This is a genomic window from Asaia lannensis NBRC 102526 (assembly GCF_024054035.1).
Classification (GTDB): Bacteria; Pseudomonadota; Alphaproteobacteria; order Acetobacterales; family Acetobacteraceae; genus Asaia; species Asaia lannensis.
In genome coordinates, this window is sequence record NZ_JAMXQU010000005.1 from 115,686 (window position 1) to 137,023 (window position 21,338).

Here is a 21,338-nt window from a genome sequence, read left to right on the forward strand (position 1 = left end):
GAGCGATGGCGTGTGAAAGCGTTGTCTCGTCCGGTCCGGCATGCCATGTCTCGGGTCACGTTCAGGATAGAGCAAGAAGGACAGGGCATGGCCGATCTCGACAGTATCGTTGCCGATATCGCGCATGAAATGCAGGGTATCAGCGAGCGCGGTCATGTGGCGGATTACATACCGCCTCTGGCCTGTGTCGATCCGTCGAAATTCGGCATTGCCGTGATCGATGCCGGTGGGCAGGCCCATGTGGCCGGAGATGCCGACGAGGCCTTCTCGATCCAGAGTCTGTCCAAGGTTTTCGGTCTGACGCTGGCACTGACACTCGAGGGAAGCGAACTGTGGAGCCGCGTCCGTCAGGAACCTTCTGGAAGTGCCTTCAACTCTATCGTCCAGCTCGAAAGCGAGCATGGCATTCCGCGCAACCCGTTCATCAATGCCGGCGCCATCGTCATCTCGGACATTCTTGTGACACGTCTGGGGCGTCTGGGCGCACGTCAGGCCCTGCTTGATTTTTCCCTTCTGCAATCCGGCACACCCGACGGATTGCATATCGACGAGCACATGGCCCAGCAGGAACGCGATACGGGGTTTCGTAATGCGGCGCTCGCCAATTACATGCGCACATTCGGCAATATCCGTAACCCGATCGAAGATACGCTCGATCTGTACTTTCATCAGTGCGCCCTGACCATGTCATGCAGGCAGCTTGCCTCCATCGGTGGCTATCTCATGACAGGCGGGGTCGATCTGCACTCGGGGCGTATGATCACGACCGTGCCGCATGCGCGTACCATTATGGCCCTCATGATGATGTGCGGTCATTATGACGGGTCCGGCGCTTTCGCCATACGCGTCGGTCTGCCCGGTAAATCAGGCGTCGGAGGAGGCATTCTGGCCATAGCGCCGGGGATTGCTTCTGTGGCCGTCTGGTCGCCGGGGCTCAACAGCCAAGGCAATTCGCTGCTCGGAACGCTGGCTCTGGAGCGTCTGGTTCAAAGAACCGGCTGGTCGGTGTTCAATCCTTTTCCCCTCTCGGTGCAGACCATTTTGTGAAACCTGCTTCGGGGCCTCACGCGTTCTGCCCGTAAAGGGCGGTCTCTCACACCCGCCTTCGAAAAGAACAGATGGCAGAATAGACGGCAGGAGCCCATATCAATGAGCAGGATTACGCAGTTCTCAACCATAGGGGCGCTGATGGCCGGGTGTTTCGAACCCGGAAAATCGCTTGCTTCGCTCTGCTGCGAGGGTGAACGGGCTTTCGGGCTGGGATGCTCCGCGCAGATCAGTGGTGAACTGACCATCTGGAATGGTCGTATTCATGAGGCCACAGCAGGCGAGACACTGCATTGCCTGTCCGTCGAAACAGACGTGCCTTTCATGCAGGTCACGCAGTTTGTCGCTCAGGATAGCCAGCAGATCGGGCCTGTCACGCATGAGACGGCTACGGGAATGCTGCGCCGGTTCATCAACACGGATAATATCTTTCTGGCGGTAAGCATCGAGGCAGAGTTCGACGATCTTGTCATCAGGCGCCCCCAGCGCGCCGGAGACGGCACCCGAAGCGTGGAGGATGTGGCGGCAGGTCAGAAAGTTGACCGGCATCGGGCGATTACAGGCAGGCTTATCGGGTTCTGGACTCCTGAGCTTTTCGGACGCGTATCGGTGCCGGGGTTTCACTTCCATTTTCTCGACAGGGACGAGAAGATCAGCGGGCATGTACTCGAATTCAGTGCCGGGCACGCCACACTGAGCTTTGAGGAGAAGGAGACGATCGAAATCCATAATCCCACGGGTGCAGCCTTTCGCGATCGCAGGATCGACGTAAATGCGCTCGATGAGGTTATCCATCGTATCGAGAAATGACGCCCCGGCTGTCTTGTAATGCGCAGCCTTGCAATATGCTGCTTTGCAGTGCGCGGATTTTCACTGTCTGGCAGCTCCCTTGCGTCCGAATTTGCAAATCCCGGCGGGATAGGAGATGCGGCGCGCTGTCCCGCACAGGCAGATGCCGGAAACAGAAACGGGCCGCGTAATTTTGTTGTTTCGCACCCGGTATGAGGCGCGGGGCTTGCATGAGGTCTGTCTGCTGTCATCATGGGATCTGCCTCGCCCCGGATCCGGTCCTCGCCAATGCATCTGCTCGATTGTCTCGTCATTCTTGTCTATTTTGCCGGGTTATCGCTTCTGGTCTGGCGCGTGAGCCGGACAGGGCGTGGTTCCGCCTCGGATTTTCTTTCTGCCCATCATGATCTGCCTTGGTGGGCCCTGTGCTTTTCCCTTGTCGCGACCGAGACCTCGACCCTCACATTCATCAGCATTCCCGGGATAGGCTACACGCAGGGCATGGTCTTTCTCGGCATTGCGGCAGGGTATTTCATAGGCCGCAGCATCGTCGCCCTGTGGTTTCTGCCGCGCTACTCAGAGGGGTCGATGACAAGCGCCTATATGCTGCTGGGCCGGCAATACGGCGCGCCTATGCAAAGACTGGCCTCGGGTGCCTTTCTCGTCACGCGGTTTCTGGCTGAGAGCATACGCCTTCTGGCGGGTGCGCTGCCTGTGGTCTGGCTATTATCTCAAAGTGGGCTGCCGCTCGGTCGATGGAGCGTGCTGCTGGCCATTCTCGGTTTCACGCTGCTCTACACGCTTCTGGGCGGTTTGCGTGCCGTGGTCTGGTCCGATGCGATCCAGCTCGGCATTTACGGGTTCGGCGCCCTGTTCTGCGTGATTTATGTCTGGTCCGGCTTTGCAGGCACCCTGTCGGCAACAGGGTGGCATGCAGCCGCGCAGGCCGGGCTGCTTCGCCTGTTTCATCCGCTCACATCTGCCAACTGGCTGAGCGATCCCTTCACGATGCTTGCAGCCCTGTTCGGAGGGGCCGTGCTGTCTGTGGCCTCTCATGGAACGGATCAGCTGATGGTGCAGCGTATCCTGGCCGCACGCTCGCTTCACGAGGCAAGGCTGGCATTGATCGGGAGTGCAATTGTGGTGGCGTTGCTGTTCGGAACGCTTTCCCTGCTGGGCGTACAACTCTGGATCGTGCAGGGCGGCCAGAGCCTTGCAGCACGCGGGCTCGATACGCCTGACGCGTTGTTTCCCCATTTCATTGTCGATGTGCTGCCTTCCGGCATTGCAGGGCTGCTTATCGCCGGGGTGCTGAGTGCAACAATGGGCTCGCTTTCTTCCACACTCAATGCCATGGCGGGGGCCGTCCTGACCGATTTCGGCCCCGCCCCCAGAGAGTGGATCGAACGTATGATGCTTAGCCTTGGTTACCGTCCCGGGCCCCTTTCGGCGCCGCGTTTCATGACCCTGCTATGGGGCGGTGTTCTTCTTGCCGGCGCCGCCCTGTTCACGATGGGGAGCAAGTCGGCGGTCATTCTCGGTCTGACTGTTGCGGGGTGGTCATATGGACCGACGCTCGGGGCATTTCTTTGCGCGCTTTTCCTCCCGTCACTCGGCAGGCGTGCCGTCATGGCCGGGTTCGCGGGGGCGCTCGTGATGATGGCACTGGTGCTGATATGGGGACAGAAGGGCGGTATCGTCATTGCCTTTTCCTGGCTTGTGCCACTCGGTATCCTGTTTCACCTTGTCGGGGCGGGGCTCTATCGCGCAGTCATGCCGTCTGGACCCGACTGCTCTCATTTTGTTTCACAGGAGCCTCGTCGTGAATGACACCCCGCCATCCCTTCAGACAGAGCATCATGATCCGCGCTACGAGACGATAGAGCTCTGGCCGACCGCAACCATTCTGGACTCTCTCGCCGAAGCGCAGATGGCAGCCACGGCGCTGGTGCGCGCTGCCGTGCCTGCGCTGGAGGTCGCGGTCGAAGCAGCCCTGCCCGGACTGCGAAACGGCGGGCGTCTGTTCTATGTCGGTGCAGGAACAGCGGGACGCGTGGGTATGCAGGATGGTGTGGAGCTGACGCCCACCTATGGCTGGCCGCCGGAAAAACTGGTCATGTTGCTGGCAGGCGGCAGCCATGCGCTTTCCCGGGCGGCAGAAGGTGCCGAGGATGACGAACAGGCAGCCCGTACGGAAATGTCAGCGCATCATGTCGGGCCGAACGACGTGGTTTTCGGCATCGCGGCGAGCGGCAACACACCTTATAGCTGTGCGGCTGTCGGGTTCGCCCGCGATGCCGGTGCGATCACGATAGGCATAAGCTGTGTCCCCGGTACGCGTCTGCTGCGCGAGGCAGAGCATGGTATTGTGCTCCCCACCGGGCCGGAAGCTGTGGCAGGGTCGACGCGACTGAAAGCGGGTACTGCCCAGAAGGCTGCGCTTAATCTGCTGTCGACCACGCTCATGATCCGTCTCGGTCATGTCTATCGTGGCATGATGGTGGATATGCGTGTCACCAACGCCAAGCTGGCACGACGGGCAACCGGCATGGTGCGCAGGCTTGCTGGCGGCAGCGATGCCGAAATCGGCGAGGCTCTCGCCCTGACCGGTGGGAACGTCAAGCGCGCGGTGCTGCTTCGCCATGGTCTGACGCCCGATGAGGCGGAGCAGGCACTGGTCGCGCATGCGGGTGACCTCCACGCCGTATTGCGATCCATGCAGGGCGGAGCCTGAACGTGACGGGATCTGAAATCGCAACCGAAGCGCGGGATGCACGAGGCCGGTTTCTGCGTGTCATAGGGCTAATGAGCGGAACATCGCTCGATGGGGTGGATGCGGCCCTGATCGAGACCGATGGTCATGGTATACGCCATCGCGGTGCCTCTCTCAGCCTGCCCTATACACCGGAGCTGCGTGAGGCGGTTTATGCGCTGTTCGCAAAAGCTCATGATATCGCTGTGGACGCCCCCGAGCTTCGCGCTGTGGAACGTGCCCTGACGGATATCCATGTGCAGGCGGTCCAACGGATTCTGGCCATCGAAGGGCAGGTCGATCTCATCGGGTTTCATGGTCAGACGATCTACCATGCACCGAAACTCGGGCGTACGTGGCAGATTGGCGATGCGCTGCACCTCTCGGGCCAGACCGGTTTGCCTGTTATCCACGATTTCCGGTCCGCCGACGTCGCCGCAGGTGGCGAGGGTGCCCCCCTGGCACCCTGGTATCACGCAGCCTGCCTTTCGGCCTGGCACAAGTCCGGGGAGGACGGATCGGATAGCGCCAGACCGGTTGCGGTACTCAATATCGGTGGCGTCGCCAATGTGACCTATGTCGGGCGTGATGGCGCTATTCTTGCAGGGGATACGGGGCCGGGTAATGCCCTGCTCGATGACTGGGCGCTGCGTCATACCGGAATCGCCTGCGATCGGGACGGCGCATTGGCAAGGGCAGGCAACGTTGACGAGGGCTGTCTCGACAAGGTTCTGAGCGATCCCTTCTTTCGGCGTCCGCTGCCCAGATCGCTCGATCGCCAGACCTTTGCCGGGGTGCTGGATATCGTTTCGACGCTTTCGCCGGAGGATGGTGCAGCGACACTCGTGGCGTTGACGGCACGAAGTGTGGCGCAGACCGCTTTGCCTGAGGCTCCGCTGCGCTGGCTTGTATGCGGCGGGGGGCGTCATAACCCGTCCATCATGCGGGCACTCAATGAGGTTTTGGCGGGTGATGTGCTGCCCGTCGAAAAGCTTGGCTGGGATGGCGATATGGTCGAAGCCGAATGTTTTGCTTTTCTGGCTGTACGGAGCCTGCGTGGTTTGCCCCTATCGGCTCCCGGCATTACTGGCGCGCCTGAACTTGCGACGGGCGGTCGTCTGAGTTGTGCCGCGATCAGACCTGTCGCCGGTTTTGCCTCGTGACTTCTGCTTGAGGGCGGAGAGAGAGAAGATCAGGTGCAACCGGGCATCGAGATGGATCGTTTTCTCGCGGTATCATGGTATTCGGCGAAGGCACTTTCCAATGCTCACGGCAAAAGCAATCGATCATCTCGTACTCAACGTGGAAGACGTTGAGGCTTCTGCGCGATGGTATGAAAATGTACTTGGGATGAAACGCGCCCGGACCGAGCCCAAAGAAAACGGCGAGCGCCGGACATTCCTGTTGTTTGGCGCACAGAAAATCAATCTTCGACCGAAAACCGCGTCTCAGGCATCATGGTTTACCGCGAAAAATCCTGAAGCAGGGTCTGCCGATCTGTGTTTTCTGGTTGATCTCGCGCCAAGACAGGTGGTTGCCCATCTACAGGCTCAGGGTGTGGCGATCGAGACGGGGCCTGTTACAAAACAGGGTGCTCAGGGAGAAATTCACTCTGTCTATTGTCGTGACCCGGATGGGAGCCTGATTGAGTTGTCGTCCTATTGATCGGGTCAGGCAGGGAAAGCCGCAATGAGTGCATTTCCTGTTATTGTCCATTTCCGGTGTTGACGGGGCTCACCTCGTGTCCGGCGCGATACGTGTGGAATGTTGCCCCGACGATGCGACAACGTTACTTGCAATCTTCACGGTCCGGCGCACGTTATGAAATTGGGCGATTGCGTATCGATCCGGATACGGCGCGGAATGACTGAAGAAAGTAGAGCGGGTATGAGCAAGTTTCTGGCAATCCTTCTGGGCGCACTCGCCCTGACCTCGTGCAACGGTATCGACCATGCTGCCTGTGCAAACGATCCGACGGCGACCTCCTATGAGGTGAACGGCCCGAAATCGGTCCTGCATACCTGCAACTGAAATTCGCGCAGGTTGCGTTCGAAGTTTCGGCAATAAACGCGACGAGTAAACCGGGATAGTCGCGCTAACGATATCGATCGAACCGACAGACATTGTCCTGTACAGGTAATATCCATGACAATGTTATCTGTACGGGTTCGCATTGAGGGGCTTTGCGGAATCGTCCGCAAAGAGATGTGCAGTATGGCGCATGCGGATCCGTGATCCGTTGCTCGGCCTGGGACACGCTGGCTGGTACCCTTGATGGAAACGCCCGCCACAAAGCCTGTCATCAGACATTCTTTACGCTTAATGCAGTTCATATCGCCGAGGGCGCCAATGCCGGTCGAGCAAGGCAGGCACTAATTCTTCGGATATACTATCTGGCTTTGCGAAGGCGTTGAGGACTTAAAAAAACAATTCGTCAATCACGATTTCTGCAATCCTATCTCAAGAATTAATACATTGTCAGAATATTTCCATTCGATACGTCATTCGAACGGTCACGCGCCTAAGCGAGCGTGCCGATTGTCCGACAAAATGGTATCCTGCGGTATTGGTTGATCCCTTCAGGAGGAGGGTATCGTTAAGATACGTTAATATCACAAAATTGCGTGCTTAATGTATCAATAATTCAGCTTGTAATGATGTGAGATATCAAACGAGTATTGGGTCAGACTAAACATCGCTCAAAATAGCGAATTACAGTATCGTGAGACCCACCCAATGACCAGGATGCCCGGGTTTTTACAGTCACGCCTGACCAGACGACAGATTCTCATATCATCGGTTCTGGGAGCGGTCGCCAGCACTGTGACGCCAGTATTCGCCCGCGACGTCGTCCATGATGAGATGACACTGTTCATGTCTCTCTCCCGCTTTGCCACGGGTCACGATTCACTCGATAGCCAGGTCGGTCAGGCCCTGTTGGCGGATATGCGCGAGCGCGATTCCCGTCTCATCGTACGTCTCGAGGCGCTCGAAACACTGATACGGGATGGCGGCTACCAGAATGTGGAAGAGGCCGAGCCGCCGTTGCGTGGCAGGGAAGGGCATGCCCTGCTGATGACGCTCATCAAGGCCTGGTACGCCGGCATCCTGTCGGACGGGACGAATGCAAAGGTCTATGCCTTTGAAAAAGCATTGATGTATCAGCCCGCACGCGATGCGGTCGTTATTCCGACCTTTGCGCATAACGGCCCGAATTACTGGGTCGCAGCGCCACCCCCCGTCGAAACCATGCCGGTTTTCTGAGGAAACGTCTCGTGTCCCGATTTCCATATCTTGTCCTGACGGGCGCGCTCGTGCTCTGTGCGGGCGGTGCCGCCGTGCACAGGGCATCTGCACAGACCGCTCTCGATGCGCCGCCGCCGCTCGATGCGCGTAGTAGCTCGATCAGTCGTGGTCATTACCTTGCCATCGCCGCCGATTGTGCCGCCTGTCATACGAATGGCCGAAACGGTCAGTTCATGGCGGGTGGTTACGCCATTCTATCGCCGATGGGGGCAATCTATTCCGCCAACATAACGCCATCAAAACGATATGGTATTGGCAATTATTCCCTGAGGCAGTTCAGCGACGCACTCCGCAAAAGGTGTACGTCGGGACGGAGCGCAGCTTTATCCGGCCATGCCTTATGACGCTTACGGGCGTCTGACCGATGCAGATGTGAAGTCGCTCTACGACTACATGATGACCGAGGTCAAACCGGTCGATGTGCCTGCCCCCAAAACGCAGCTTCCATTCCCGTTCTCGTTCCGGCCTTTCCTGAGTGTCTGGAAAATCGCGGCAAGCGTGCAGGGCAAGCCATACGTCTTCGATCACTCCGAGAGCGATGACTGGAACCGTGGCAAATATCTTGTGGATGAGCTGGCCCATTGCGGGACATGCCATACGCCGCGCAATATGCTGCTGGTGCCCAAACGGTCCGGATATCTGTCCGGTGCCCAGCTCGGTGCCTGGTACGCCCCCAATATCACCGACGATCCAGTCAGTGGCATCGGTACGTGGAAAGATGCCGATCTGTTTGCCTATCTGACGACCGGGCGCAGTCCGCATGCCCGCGCCAACGGGCCGATGGCAGAGGCTGTCGAGCACAGCCTTCAGTACCTTCCCGATGCGGATATCAACGCAATCATCATCTATCTGCGCTCGGTGCCTCCCATTGCCCAGCCCGGCAATACCGTTCCGGCATTCGCGCATCCCGCCTTGCCGAGCGGGTACAGGATAGATCAGGCATTCGACCGGCGTTCTTCGGATAACCTTGCTCATATGAAAGACGGCGCCGCGCTTTATGAGGCCGCCTGTGCAAGCTGCCATCAGTCCGACGGCAAAGGAACGGCAGACGGGTATTATCCCTCGCTCGCCTGGAATACGACCACGGGTCAGCAGAATACGTCCAACCTCGTTTCGAGCATCGTCTATGGGGTCGACAGAGTATCGGACAGGCATGAAATCGTCATGCCGGCCTTCGGCAAGTCGCCCCTGGTTCAGCCGCTCGACAATCAGCAGATTGCCAGCATCGCCGATTATGTTCTGAGTCATTTCGGCAATGCCGAGGCCTCGGTTTCCGTCTCGGATGTCGCGGCTTCCAGAGCGGGTGGCAAACCGGTTCTGATCGCGCTGCTCATCAATCCGGTCGTGGGTCTCTCGCTTATTGCAGGCGGTCTGGCGGCACTTGTCCTTTCTATTGTCATTATCCTCAGGGCGGCCAGGCGGCGGCATGCTGCGCGCCGGTCCGGGGTCACAAGGCAGAACAATGTCTGAGAATTCTTCTTCCGCCGATGTGGTCATTATCGGCGCCGGTATCTGCGGCTCCATGCTTGCCCATAAGCTTGTCCGTCAGGGGCTGAGTGTCATTCTTCTCGATGCCGGGCCGCATCGCGACCGTGCGCAGATTGTCGAGAACTGGCGCACAATGCCGCCTGCCAACAAATCCGGCTACGATTATGCAACGCCCTATCCTAGCGTGCCCTGGGCGCCACATACGAATTTCTTTCCGGATAATGGCTATCTGATCGTCAACGGGCCCGATCGCACGGCATATCGTCAGGGCATCATCAAGGGGGTTGGCGGCACGACCTGGCACTGGGCCGCGTCGAGCTGGCGCTATCTTCCCAATGACTTCCGGCTGCATAGCCGGTACGGCGTCGGGCGGGATTACGCGCTGAGCTATGACGATCTGGAGCCTTATTATTACGAGGCCGAATGCGAAATGGGCGTTATGGGGCCGAACGGTCAGACGATCGTTCCCTCAGCGCCAAGAAGCAAACCATGGCCGATGACGTCCATGCCTTATGGACCGGGCGACAGAACGTTCACCGATGCGGTCAAGCCGCTCGGATTCGACAATACCCCGGTACCTCAGGCCAGAAACAGCCGTCCCTATGACGGGCGTCCGCAATGCTGCGGCAACAACAACTGCATGCCCATTTGCCCGATCGGCGCGATGTATAACGGCGTCTATTCGGCCTATAAGGCGGAGCGTCTTGGCGCATGTATCATTGCCAATGCCGTTGTCTATGCCATGGAGAACGATGCGCAGAACCGCATTACGGCAATCCGTTATTACGACCCGGATAAAGGCAGTCATCGCCTGACGGCAAAAACCTTCGTCGTGGCCGCGAACGGGCTCGAGACACCCAAGCTCCTGTTGCTTGCCGCCAATACGCGCAACCCACAGGGCATTGCCAACTCCTCCGGTCAGGTGGGGCGTAACATGATGGATCATCCCGGTATCGGGATGAGCTTTCAGGCAAAGGAACCGGTCTGGGCAGGAGGTGGCTCTGTCCAGATGAGTTCGATCACGAATTTCCGCGATGGCGATTTCCGCTCGGAATATGCGGCAACGCAGATCGGCTATAACAATACGGCGCAGAACTCCCGCGCAGGTCTCAAGGCCCTGTCGCTTGGGCTGGTGGGCCGGAAGCTGGATGAGGAAATCCGTCGCCGAACGGCGCATGGCGTCGATATCTACGCCAATCACGAGATTCTGCCCAATCCGGAAAACCGCCTCGTTCTCTCGCGCGATCATCGGGATGCGCTGGGCATTCCCCATCCCGAAGTCACCTACGATGTCGGTGAGTATGTCCGGAAATCGGCCGTCCTCTCCAGAAAGCGCCTGAACGATATCGCCGCCGCAATGGGCGGGACCGAAATCGAGATGACACCCTATTTCACGCCGAATAACCACATCACGGGCGGGACAATCATGGGGACCAATCCGGCCGATTCCGTCGTGGATTCCTGGCTACGCACCTATGACCACGCCAATCTGTTCCTTGCGACAGGCGGTGCCATGGCAGCATCGGGCACAGTGAATTCCACCCTGACGATGGCTGCGCTCACACTGCGCGCAGCTGACGCCATTCTGCGCGACCACAAATCGGGAAGCCCCTCATGAAAACCCTTTTCCGTCTTCTGAAGATTTCCAGTGTTTTTATCGGTGCAGCACTGCCCGTCATGGCATCAGCCACGCCTGCGCCTGAAAAGGCGTTCACGCTCGATCTCGATACGTCCCTGAAATTCATCGATGCGGCTCGTGCCCTCGCGACAAGCCGGGGTGCGCATGTTGCGATTGCCATCGTGGATCAGGGCGGCCGTCTGGTGGCGTTCGAGAAAATGGATGGCACCCAGCTGGGCAGTGTCGAACTGGCCATGAAGAAAGCCGAGAGCGCCGTCAATTTTGCACGCCCCACCGCCGATATGGAACACGCCCTGGACAAGGGAAACTTCATGATTGCGACACTGCCCAATGCGCTACCGGCCGGGGGCGGTTATCCGATCATGGTCGATCACAGGCTTGTGGGTGCCCTCGGTCTGAGTGGCGGTGAGGGGGAAACCGACGCCCATCTGGCGCAGGACAGCGTATCGGCCAGTCTGACGAAGATCGGTGCAAAGACTTCTGAATGACCGCAGCGTTTCCCCGCTTCGGGAGACATGCGGTACGCCTTGTTGCCGACCTCGCCCGCTCGTCTCTGGTTCTTTCGTTTTGTGCCCTGTCCGGTACCGCCTGGGCACAAAGCGAAACCACCCATTCGCTACTTGAGACCAATAGCTATCAGTCACGCGCCTTTCCCATGGAGGGGATCGGGAATTTTGCGGTAGGGCCGATTATCCCGACGCTCTATGGAAATCCGCATCTTTTCGGTGACTGGGCTGGCGCGCAGACATGGCTCGTCAAGCACGGAATGTATCTGAATTTCGCGTTCAACGACGAGTATATGGGGAACGTGACCGGAGGAAAGACACGCGACAATGTCAATTCCGGGCAGGTCGCAGGCGAGCTCGATATCGACTGGCAGCAGCTCGCGGGAGTGAAGGGGCTGTGGACCCATATGCTGGTGGTCAACGGGTTCGGGCGTTCGTTCAGCAATACGCTGGGCGATTCCGTCACCAATCCCGAACAGATCTACGGCGCGCGTGGCAATGTGGTAGCGCATCTTGTCTCGCTCTATGCAGACAAGTCTTTTCTGAACGACCGTATCATTCTCTCTCTGGGCGATATTCCGACAGGGAGCTTTTTCGCCTTCGATTATACGGCCTGTTCCTTCATGAATGTTTCGGTGTGCAGCAATTTCGCACCGGGTAAATACGTGCCTGGCGGGCGCGACTGGCCGTCTGGCAATCTCGGTGGCGTGCTGCGTGTCAGACCGACGGAACACACCTATATCATGGCTGGCCTGTTTGCCGTGTCTCCCCATAACTACAACGGCGGCATTTCCGGCTGGTCGATGGCACAGAGCGGTCTGGGCAAGGTTTCCTCGCAGTTCGAGATCGGCTGGATGCCCGAATTCGGAAAGCAGAAGCTGCGCGGCAATTACAAGATCGGCATGTGGTACGATAATTCCCGCTATCCTCATCTCTATGAGGATATCCATGGCGGTTCCTTCCAGGAAACCGGCCTACCCAGACGCTATGTTGCAGGCATGTCGACTGCATGGTTCATGTTCGACCAGATGCTGGTGCGAAACGGGCCCGGTCTGATGAACGGACTGATCGCCATAGGCGGTGCAGGCTATTCGCAAGGCAACGTCGTTGCGATGCGCGATCATGAATGGATCGGTCTGGCGGAAAGCGGCACGCCGTGGCACCGCTCGTCGGATCAGGCGGGTATCATGTTCCAGCATATGAACATGAGTCGAACCGTCAGCCGGCAGCAGGAATCCTCACTCGCACTGGGGCTGCCTTTTCTTCCCAATCAATGGGGCGCTGTCTATGGCGTGCAGGACTGGGAGAATGTCTATGAGGCATTTTACAGTTTTCATCTGATGCGCGCCACCATGCTCCAGTTCGACTTCCAGTATCTGCAACGGCCCGGTGCAACGACGACATTTCACGACGCGGCAATACTTGGCGGGCAGTTCACCACGAATTTCTAGGTGCGTTCTGCGTATACGACCTGTCCCTGACCTCGTGCTTCTGTGACTGTCAGGGAGAGAGGGTGTCAGACCGGGCGGCGCAATGTCCTGCAGGGTACGAGGCTGTATGCACGCGCACGCTTGTTCGCCATCAGGGCGTGCTTATGCCCACGATAACACCCTGTCGGTCCACGACAACGACGTTGGTCTGGCAAGTCGGGCAATCCAGTATCCGGCGCGCCGATATCGCCGCAGCCTCGGCGATCAGCGTGCCAAGGCGAGGATCGTCAATGGCCGCATAGCCCTGCGCAATGGTTGCGGCTTCGGCAAGACGCGTCTTTTGTGCATCTGTAAGCCCAAGCGGGGCGGCAAGAGGGAGCAGGGCCGCCGGGTCTGCAAGGCTGCGGCTGGAATGCAGGTCGAGATGGCCCTGTGCCAGCTTGGTCATTTTGGCAATACCCCCTGCAATCGTCAGGCGCGATACAGGGTGGCGATGAAGATATTTGAGCGTCCCCCCAGCAAAATCACCCATATCGATCAGGGCCGCATCGGGCAGGTCGTAGAGTGCCTTGACCGCTTTTTCGGATGTTGCGCCGGTGCTGGCGGCGATATGCGGCATGTTCAGCGCACGTGCCACATCGATTCCGCGATGAATGGAATGGATCCAGGCCGAGCAGGAATAGGGCACAACGATCCCTGTCGTCCCGAGTATCGAGAGTCCACCAATAATGCCAAGACGGGCATTGAGCGTATGTTCTGCAAGTTTCGCCCCATTGGCGACCGAAACCGTGACGATGGCATCGACGCCCTGTGGAGTAATCTGATGCAGGGCCGTGCGTATCATGTCTCTGGGCACGGGATTGATGGCCGGCTCCCCTGGCGGGAGTGGCAGGCCCGGCTGCGTGACCGTGCCGACACCTTCTCCCGCACGGAACACGGTTCCGGTGCCGGGGGGAGCGATCGCGATATCGACCCGTATCAGGGCGCCATTGGTGACGTCGGGATCGTCTCCCGCATCCTTGATGACGCTGGCCCATGCGCTCATGCTGTTGCGGCCTGCGCCGTTGAGCGCAAAACCGGCCTCCTTGCCGCCCGGCAGGGAAATGACCACCGGGTCCGGACATTCACCCTGTATCAATAACGACCAGGCAGCCTTTGCGGCGGCCGTGGCGCAGCTGCCCGTGGTCCATCCCCGACGCAAAGCCGTGGCAGGTGACATGTCGGCGGCAGCTCCTCGGCAAAAGGGTCGGATGCCCCGTTCATCGCATAGCCGACGCTACGCCGCCAGTGCGTTCGCCATTGCTCCGAATGGATTGGCAGCGATGTGGGTATGACTGATAACCAGAGGATCATATTGATCGGCCCACGCCATTTTGTTGTGCATGGAACGATCAAACCGGTTTACACGGGAAATGCGGTTCGTCTCTATTACACGTTCTGCATCGCATCCTGAAAACAGGGACAGACCCCAAGAGAAGGAAACCCCGGTAATTCCTCCCATCGTGCTTCTGACCGGCTTTGCGGTGCTCGGGCTCTTTCTGGCGATATGCCTCCTGTTCGGCGGTATCATGATCGTACCGGGGCGTATGGTCTATGTGACCGAATTTCTTGGCAAGCCTCAGCGCAGGCTACTGGAAAGCGGGCTGCATTTCCGTATTCCGATCCTGACGCGTGTTTCGTACAGGGTGTCTCTCCAGCAGATGCAGGTCGAGACCTCATCGGAGGTCAAGACACGCGATGACGTGTTTATCGAGATACGCTGGGTGCTGCTCTACAGCGTGCGTGATGATAACGAGGCCGTATTCAATTACGCCTATAAGGTCTCGCAGCCCGTCAAGCGTCTCGTATTCCGTGTCGAGAACGAGATACGACAGATTGCCTCGACCATGACACTGGCCGAGCTTTATTCGCAGCGTAACGAGATTGCGCGCCGTGTGATTGCCGATCAGGCCGCCGATGCGCTCGATTCAGGCCTCGATATTCATGGTGTGACCATCGAGCAGCCCATGCCACCGCGCGAAATTCAGGAGGCCATGAACAACAAGCTGGCAGCCATCGCACGCAAGGATGCTGCACAGGCCGAAGCGGAGGCCGAGATGGTGCGTCGTGTCGGCATTGCCCGTGCCGAGGCCGAGAGCAAGAAACTGCAGGGCGAGGGTATTGCCAATGAGCGCAAGGCGATTGCCGCAGGCTTTGCCGAGGCAGCCGAACTGTTCCGCCTCAGTGTGCCCGGTGTCAGCGAAGAGGCGATCCTGACCCTCATGCAGAATGTCAATCAGGCCGATATGGTGGTAACGGCCAGTCGTTCAGGCAAGGCGACAGTCATTTTCGTTCCGACGGACATGAATACCGGGCAGATCGCCGCCGCCTCAGCAGGACAGTTTATCCCTGCGGTGCAATAGGTCGCTTCGGCTGCGTTCCCGTATTCAGGGGCGGTCGGTCAAAGTCTGAAGAAACGAGACGATCCTGTCACGTTCCTGCGGCGTCAGGGCCGGGGTTCTGCGCGGGCCGAAAGGGGCATCGGTCTTATCGATATTGGGCCAATACTGCCGAGGCAGATCGTCGTAGAGCATAAGTGTGCCGTCAGTCCTGCGTGAGTAAAAGCGCGCCGGGTCGATATCGCGCAGAACATAGAAATCCATGACCTGACGCAGGGATGTGAAAGCACCGTTATGGAAAAAGACATGACGTGTTGCGCTGTTGCGTAGCGAGGGCGTGCGAAAGAAACCGCAATAGGCGGATACTGCCCCGATATCCCGTCGTCCCGCTGCACATAATCCAAGATCGAAGCGGCCCGGCATAGCGCGCGGCTGTCGCGGGGCGGCAAGCGCCTCGTATTGATGATCGGTGAAAAGCGGTGGATGACCCTCTGCGTCCACAGTGCTCAAATGGCAGGCCGCGCAATTGCCTTTTGCCGGATCGTTGAACAATGCAAGTCCTTCGGCTTCGTTACGGCTAAGACGTGTCTTTCCCTCAAGCCAGTCGTCGAAACAGCTGGAATAGGGGTGAAATTCCGGGGCTTCGAGCTGATAGCGCGCCAGAGCGAACATCGCCTCTGCGATGAGCATTGTATCCGACGCGCCGGGGCCAATCAGGCGTCGCAGATCGGCGCTGTAAGACGCAGTGCGCAGGCGTGTGACAACTTCCTTTCGCGTTGAAGCCATTTCGTTCGGGTCGAAAAGCGGGCCTTCTGCCTGTGTCTGCAGCGTGTCGGCGCGACCGTCCCAGAACAGACCGCCCTGAGGCACCATGGCCTGCGCTGAAGCGCCGGTATTACCGGCAGATTTTGCGCCTTTTTGTGCAGGCAAAAGATCTGATGGGGGTGGCGGAACCGGGGCGGCCTCACTTGTGGCGTTGTCCGGACCGACACTGAAAGGAGACTGGCGCTCGCGATAGGTCAGCGAGGGCACGGCCCGTGCGCCATAACGATCCATGTTGCGTCCGCCTTGGGCGAAAGCCAGCGCTGTATCGGGAGCAAAATGCGCGCTCGGGACATGACACGAGGCACACGAAAGGCGGCCCGACCCTGACAGGCCGGGATCGAAGAACAGGGCCTTGCCCAGACGCGCCATGGCGGAGAGCGGGGCGATCTCCGGCTTTCGCAATATGACCGGGCAAGGATTGCTGCCGTCCTGTGCAGGTGCGCAGGCGTTGTTCTGCGCGAAAGCCGGTATGGCGTACAGAACGGACGCGGCATACAGGGCGAGACGTATGCGCCCTGTGTGCCACCGGAGAAACCGTGTCGTTCCAGACAGAATGGTCAGCGTTGTCCTCGCGTGTCTGGCAGGCTTCGTATCAGAACACTTTGGGTTCATCGCGCAGGATCGAACCGTCTTTGGGGGCCAGGTAGAGCGGGGTCGCGTCGGGTTTGTGTGTGAAGTCGAACAGCCCGTCCAGATCCTGCGCATCCTGATCGAAAGATCCGCCGCCGATACGGGCGCCGTCGAGCCAGTTGTTTTCGATAAAGCGCAGCACCGAGCTCTGGGTCAGAAGCGTATGGTCGATGGCATTACGCTTTGCCCAGGGAGAGAGCACAAGAAGCGGCGTACGTGTGCCCGGGCCGCAACGCCCGTTCACAGGCTTGCCTTTGAGGCCAATGGGGGCCGGATCGGTCCCGCACTGGCCGGAAGCATCGAGCTGATCGGCCGAGGTATCGTGGGAGCTGTGCTGCGGCTTGACGAAAGCATGATCGTACCAGCCGTCGGAATCGTCATAGGCGATGATGATCGCCGTATCTTTCCACTCCGGTCGGGACTGAATGAAATTGACCAGACGCACGATACCTTCCTGCTCGTCCAGCGGGTCGGAATAGCCTGCATGGGCATCCTGAAAGGCCGGGAGTTTCAGGAATGACACTGCGGGCATATGGCCTGCGCGCGTTGCGACTATGAAATCCTCCAGATCGTATTGATGATTGGCAGGATCTTTTGTTTTGCCGTCCGCGCCTGTGGTCTGCCCGATCGCCGCAATATCCGACGGGCGCAGATGTTTGGGGTTCGACGTGCTGGGGTAATACTGGAACCAGTTATGATGCGGGATGTAGTCCACAATGGTCTGGGCAACGACGCTCGAATAGGTGGCACGCTGGCAGCCGGTGGTGCCGTTGCGGTTCTGCTGCGAGAGATCGAATCCCGCCATGAAACCGCCCCAGCTCACGCCCTTCTCGTTGAGCAGATCGCCGATATTGCGCCCTTCCATCCAGACCTGCTCGCCGGGGAGGGAGCAGACATCGCCGGCCGGGTCGATATCGTTGATCATCGTCATGCCCCCCTGACCGTCGGGAATGAAGGGCGTGGGGTGCTCGCGTGTACTGCGCGGTTGAGCGGAGCGGGTGATATGAAGACCGTTAGTCTGACCCGACACGATTTCGAGCGCGCCGGGCGTCGAGGGGCCGTAAGTATCGGTATAAGCATTATCGCTCATGGCAAAACGCTGGGCGTAGCGCCACAGGGCCGTGACGGTATTGCCATCAAAATAGCCCATAACCTGCCCGCGCGTTGCGAAGGCGCCCACGCCACCGGGCGATCCCTTGCCGGTATAAAGCGGAAACAGATCGGCCTTGCCGCCGTGATAGGCCATCTGCTCGGCGGTGTAGCCATGATTCTGGTCAGCCGTGCTGGCCTGGCTGCGGTCGAGCCTGAAGGGCAGGGCTGCATCGGGACCATTGGCCGGGTTGGTGTTGGGATTCGTTACCAGCAGGCTGGCGCGCAGCAGCGTATTGGCCGGCGGCGTGCCGAGTTTGGGCAGAAAGACGGGCTCGCCTTCGGGGTTGGCAGCCTGGGGATAGGTGGCAAAGTAGTGATCGAACGAGACGTTCTCATCGAAAATCACCACAACGTGCTTGATGGGTGTTTTCGTCTGGAGCGATGCCTGCATGCCGGCTGGAGGCAGTACCTCAGCGCGGGTGGGCAAAGACGGGCTCAGGCAGGTCAAAGCCAGCAGGGCGGAGGCGAAAGAACGAAACGAACGTGTCATGGAGAATGCAGAATCACCTGTGGTGTATGAAAGAGCGACCGGTTGCGCGCCTCTTTTGGCAAAGGCAGGCGACCGGCTCCTCCGGGGTCAGGTCTGATCATCGTCGCGCAATGTCTCGTCGTCCAGAGACATCAGCGCGCCATGACGCGATTGCAGAGAAATCGTGGCCAGACGATGCTCGCGCCATGCGGCGACAAGCGTCTGACGCCAGCGATCGGAAGGGGCTGCTTGCATGTCGTGCTGAAGCTGAAGTTCCATTGACCTGCTCCTTTTCCAGAAGAGTGCCGGGTTACGGCGCCTCGATAGAGGATTCGCTGGCGATGGTGTGTGACCGTTCCATGAATTCGCCCGGCAAGAATGCATGGGCCGGTGCGCCGTTCCCGCAAACTTCTGCTCTCGCTGAATAAGGTCCATGTAGCCAGCGCATCGTGTGGGTGCGGCAGGCTCTCGTTCAGCCTGCTACAGATGGCACATGTTCATCCTGTCGGGAGAGCGTTCAGTTAAACCCTGCCGAGACACCGGCGAAGACGCCGAATCCGTCGCCGGGCTGGAACACCGAGAGCTGTTTGCCTGCCGAAATATAGCCCGGTACGACAATGGAGGCATAATGGGTGTTGGCAAGATTGTTGAACGACAGGAAGACCTGACGGTGCTTGTGTGGCCAGTCATAGCCAATGGTCGTGTTGAAGATGTGATAGGACGGCGCGAAATACGTATCGTCGTAAGAGCCTGAGACCTTTGACGAGACCTGTGTGTTGAAATTGGCATACAGCCCGTTTTTCAGATCGAGGCGTATCTCGCCCTGATAGAAATGGGCGGGAATACCGGGCAAGGCGTTATGGCCGAACACGGCATCGTGCCTGAAATGGAAGTCCTGCCAGGTATAGGACTGGCGCAAACCGAGCTTGCCACCCGACCATTTGACCAGATCAGTTTCCAGCGAGGCCTCGACTCCCTGATGTGTCGTCGGACTGGCATTGGAATAGGTCGCAGCTCCATAGAGCTGTGACAGCGGTGTCATGACAGAAAGCAGCTCGTTGCGTACATTCGAATAATAGTAGGACACGCTCCAGCGATTGTTTTTCCAGTCGCCGCGTGTGCCGACTTCATAGGTCGTAGCAGTCTGGTTATCGAGTTTTACACCAGAGGAATTGAGCCCTTGGGCTGGGCCTGAGGTATAAAGGGCACCGGAAAGCAGCTGCCAGTCATTGGGTGGCTGAAAGCTGCGACTGACATTGCCGTAAATCGAGGCATGAGGCGAAATGACGTAGCGAAATCCGCCGCGCGGTGTAAAGCCGAGCCCCGATGTGCCAACCGAGCTCTGCGTGGGATAGGTCACTTCGGTCGAGCGTTGCACAAAATCGAGCGCGCCTGCTGCAGTCAGCCAGAAATTATGAAAAAGCTCGAAATTGTTCCGGATATGAAAGTAGTTATCCGTACCGCCGTAATTCGAGTGGCGCAGCACCGTACCGAAGGGAATTTTCGCGTAAATGCCGGTATTGGTGCGCGTGCGATTGGTCTGCCAGGCTTCCAGATCGGTGTAGGTATCGATACCGAACAGCGTTTCGCTTTTATGGTTCCATAGAGTGTCGTTGCGGCTGTAGCGCAGCACGCCGGCAACGGTTTTATAGCCCCAGCGCTGGGCAGTGGCGGTGTTCTGGATATCGATCGGCGCGTCCTGATAATCGAAGCCGAGTTCGAGTTTGGAGCGGTCGTCAAGGCGGATCGTCGTCATATCGCCATAGAACTTGCTGCCCGGCTGGATACGATGTCCGTGCAGCGTGGCGTAAAGTGCCTGCGCCTGTTTGGGGTTGGTTTCGATCTGGTCGCGCGTCAGATAGCCCGGATAGCCATTCTGGGTCTGACGATAGCGGAAAAAAAGACGTGTCGAGACATTGTCGTTGAAGCGATAGCCATAATTCGCATTGACGCCGAAACTGCTGGCCGCCGTCTGCGCCTGATAGCCGCCACGATAGGACTTGGTGAGGCTGATATAATAATCGGACTTGCCAATGACGGCCCCGGAGCTGATCTGCTCCTTGTTGTAATTGAAACTACCCGCCTCGACGCGTGCCTGATAACGATCGGCTGTATAGCCGGTGGGGGCGACGTAGTTGATCGCTCCGCCAAGCTGCAATCCGCCATAATCGAAGGCATTCGCGCCGCGCAGGACTTCGGTATACTGAATGCCCAGCGTCTCGAAAAGCTCGTAGGGGGTGCCCGCTGGTGTGGTAACCGGCAGCCCATCGAACATCATCAGAATGCCCGAGCGAAAATAATTGGTTCCGGTCTGGATACCTGAACCACGAATGGACAGGCGCAATCCATCGCCACCGCCCGAGCTTTGCGCGAACACACCGGGCTGGAACGCCAGCAGATCGGCATTTGTCAGGTTACGGCTGCGCAGGACTTCTTTCGAGCTGATCACCGAGACACCGCCGGGCACGGTGTCGAGCTGTCGCGCGGCCGCAGCAGCAGGAGAAAGGCGATGCTGGGTGACCGTGATCGACTCAGCCTTGCCCTTTGCGGGAAGAGCAGACCTGCCAGGCTGGACGGGTTTTGCAGTGTTAGCCCCGGTCGGTGTCGCTACGGAATGAGGTTTGCTGGCAAGGCGTGTCCTGTCTGGGACGGGGGTGGCAGACCATGCCGGTGAGACAGGTAGCACACTCACACCCGCCAGGAGGGCGAGTGAGTTGGCACCCAGCCTGCTGCGTCTTGTGGACAGGAAATCAGATCGGTGGCGGTGTTTCATAGGGGCGATATCCGGGCAAAGAGAGTGTGAGAAGAGGGCGCGCAGGAGAGGCCGGACATCGTGTGGTTGGGGCATAAAACGTTGATTTGTCGTTCTTCATGATTTCAATCATTTCTTGTCGTTGAATTCGGTCGCAAGTAGAGCTGAAGCCCCG

General features: G+C 58.6%; 19 protein-coding genes. 14 read left to right on the plus strand and 5 right to left on the minus strand.

The annotated features are described in order from the left end of the window. Nucleotides 1-87: 87 nt before the first annotated feature. From NF685_RS08645 to NF685_RS08705, 13 genes are all read left to right on the plus strand, one after another. Nucleotides 88-1,047, plus strand: a complete 960-nt coding sequence (locus tag NF685_RS08645) for a glutaminase (protein WP_222548174.1) — start codon at nt 88-90, stop codon at nt 1,045-1,047. A 102-nt stretch (nt 1,048-1,149) separates the two neighbouring features. Next, on the plus strand, nt 1,150-1,857 hold the full coding sequence (locus NF685_RS08650; protein WP_252849334.1) for an acetolactate decarboxylase: 708 nt from the start codon (nt 1,150-1,152) through the stop codon (nt 1,855-1,857). A gap of 267 nt (nt 1,858-2,124) precedes the next feature. Next, nucleotides 2,125-3,666, plus strand: a complete 1,542-nt coding sequence (locus NF685_RS08655; RefSeq protein WP_252849335.1) for a sodium:solute symporter — start codon at nt 2,125-2,127, stop codon at nt 3,664-3,666. Continuing rightward, nucleotides 3,659-4,570, plus strand: coding sequence for an N-acetylmuramic acid 6-phosphate etherase (locus NF685_RS08660; protein ID WP_252849336.1), 912 nt, complete (start codon nt 3,659-3,661; stop codon nt 4,568-4,570). The genes NF685_RS08655 and NF685_RS08660 overlap by 8 nt, the downstream gene beginning before the upstream one ends. Nucleotides 4,571-4,572: 2 nt before the next feature. Next, complete coding sequence (locus NF685_RS08665; RefSeq protein WP_264813720.1) at nt 4,573-5,751, plus strand: anhydro-N-acetylmuramic acid kinase; 1,179 nt, start codon at nt 4,573-4,575, stop codon at nt 5,749-5,751. A gap of 100 nt (nt 5,752-5,851) precedes the next feature. Continuing rightward, on the plus strand, nt 5,852-6,253 hold the full coding sequence (locus NF685_RS08670) for a VOC family protein (RefSeq protein ID WP_252849337.1): 402 nt from the start codon (nt 5,852-5,854) through the stop codon (nt 6,251-6,253). A 198-nt stretch (nt 6,254-6,451) separates the two neighbouring features. Next, complete coding sequence (locus NF685_RS08675; RefSeq protein WP_252849338.1) at nt 6,452-6,619, plus strand: hypothetical protein; 168 nt, start codon at nt 6,452-6,454, stop codon at nt 6,617-6,619. Nucleotides 6,620-7,324: 705 nt separating this feature from the next. Further along, nucleotides 7,325-7,852: a sorbitol dehydrogenase family protein gene (locus tag NF685_RS08680; RefSeq protein WP_252849339.1), complete on the plus strand. Its 528-nt coding sequence runs from the start codon at nt 7,325-7,327 to the stop codon at nt 7,850-7,852. Nucleotides 7,853-7,863: 11 nt separating this feature from the next. Then, nucleotides 7,864-8,238, plus strand: coding sequence for a hypothetical protein (locus NF685_RS08685; protein ID WP_252849340.1), 375 nt, complete (start codon nt 7,864-7,866; stop codon nt 8,236-8,238). Further along, nucleotides 8,228-9,364: a c-type cytochrome gene (locus NF685_RS08690; RefSeq protein WP_252849341.1), complete on the plus strand. Its 1,137-nt coding sequence runs from the start codon at nt 8,228-8,230 to the stop codon at nt 9,362-9,364. The genes NF685_RS08685 and NF685_RS08690 overlap by 11 nt, the downstream gene beginning before the upstream one ends. Then, nucleotides 9,357-11,000 carry a GMC family oxidoreductase gene (locus NF685_RS08695; RefSeq protein ID WP_252849342.1) on the plus strand — a complete coding sequence of 548 codons (1,644 nt, stop codon included), beginning with the start codon at nt 9,357-9,359 and terminating at the stop codon, nt 10,998-11,000. Before NF685_RS08690 ends, NF685_RS08695 begins: the two co-directional genes overlap by 8 nt. Next, on the plus strand, nt 10,997-11,509 hold the full coding sequence (locus NF685_RS08700) for a GlcG/HbpS family heme-binding protein (RefSeq protein ID WP_222548165.1): 513 nt from the start codon (nt 10,997-10,999) through the stop codon (nt 11,507-11,509). The genes NF685_RS08695 and NF685_RS08700 overlap by 4 nt, the downstream gene beginning before the upstream one ends. Next, nucleotides 11,506-12,978: a carbohydrate porin gene (locus NF685_RS08705; protein ID WP_252849343.1), complete on the plus strand. Its 1,473-nt coding sequence runs from the start codon at nt 11,506-11,508 to the stop codon at nt 12,976-12,978. Before NF685_RS08700 ends, NF685_RS08705 begins: the two co-directional genes overlap by 4 nt. Nucleotides 12,979-13,108: 130 nt before the next feature. Here the strand turns inward: NF685_RS08705 and NF685_RS08710 are convergent, their stop codons facing one another. Beyond that, on the minus strand, nt 13,109-14,176 hold the full coding sequence (locus tag NF685_RS08710) for a cobalt-precorrin-5B (C(1))-methyltransferase (RefSeq protein ID WP_252849344.1): 1,068 nt from the start codon (nt 14,174-14,176) through the stop codon (nt 13,109-13,111). A gap of 193 nt (nt 14,177-14,369) precedes the next feature. On the opposite strand from NF685_RS08710, the gene NF685_RS08715 reads away from it, so the two are divergent. Beyond that, nucleotides 14,370-15,359 carry an SPFH domain-containing protein gene (locus NF685_RS08715; RefSeq protein ID WP_252849345.1) on the plus strand — a complete coding sequence of 330 codons (990 nt, stop codon included), beginning with the start codon at nt 14,370-14,372 and terminating at the stop codon, nt 15,357-15,359. A gap of 24 nt (nt 15,360-15,383) precedes the next feature. Here the strand turns inward: NF685_RS08715 and NF685_RS08720 are convergent, their stop codons facing one another. The 4 genes from NF685_RS08720 to NF685_RS08735 all read right to left on the minus strand — a co-directional run bounded on the left by NF685_RS08720 (nt 15,384) and on the right by NF685_RS08735 (nt 21,184). Then, nucleotides 15,384-16,772 carry a cytochrome-c peroxidase gene (locus tag NF685_RS08720; protein WP_252849346.1) on the minus strand — a complete coding sequence of 463 codons (1,389 nt, stop codon included), beginning with the start codon at nt 16,770-16,772 and terminating at the stop codon, nt 15,384-15,386. Continuing rightward, entirely contained in the window at nt 16,753-18,432 is a 1,680-nt protein-coding gene (locus tag NF685_RS08725; protein WP_222548161.1) for a phospholipase C, read from the minus strand. Before NF685_RS08725 ends, NF685_RS08720 begins: the two co-directional genes overlap by 20 nt. Nucleotides 18,433-18,519: 87 nt before the next feature. Further along, complete coding sequence (locus tag NF685_RS08730; RefSeq protein WP_222548160.1) at nt 18,520-18,690, minus strand: hypothetical protein; 171 nt, start codon at nt 18,688-18,690, stop codon at nt 18,520-18,522. Between the two features lie 238 nt (nt 18,691-18,928). Further along, complete coding sequence (locus tag NF685_RS08735; RefSeq protein ID WP_252849347.1) at nt 18,929-21,184, minus strand: TonB-dependent receptor domain-containing protein; 2,256 nt, start codon at nt 21,182-21,184, stop codon at nt 18,929-18,931. Between the last annotated feature and the right edge of the window lie 154 nt (nt 21,185-21,338).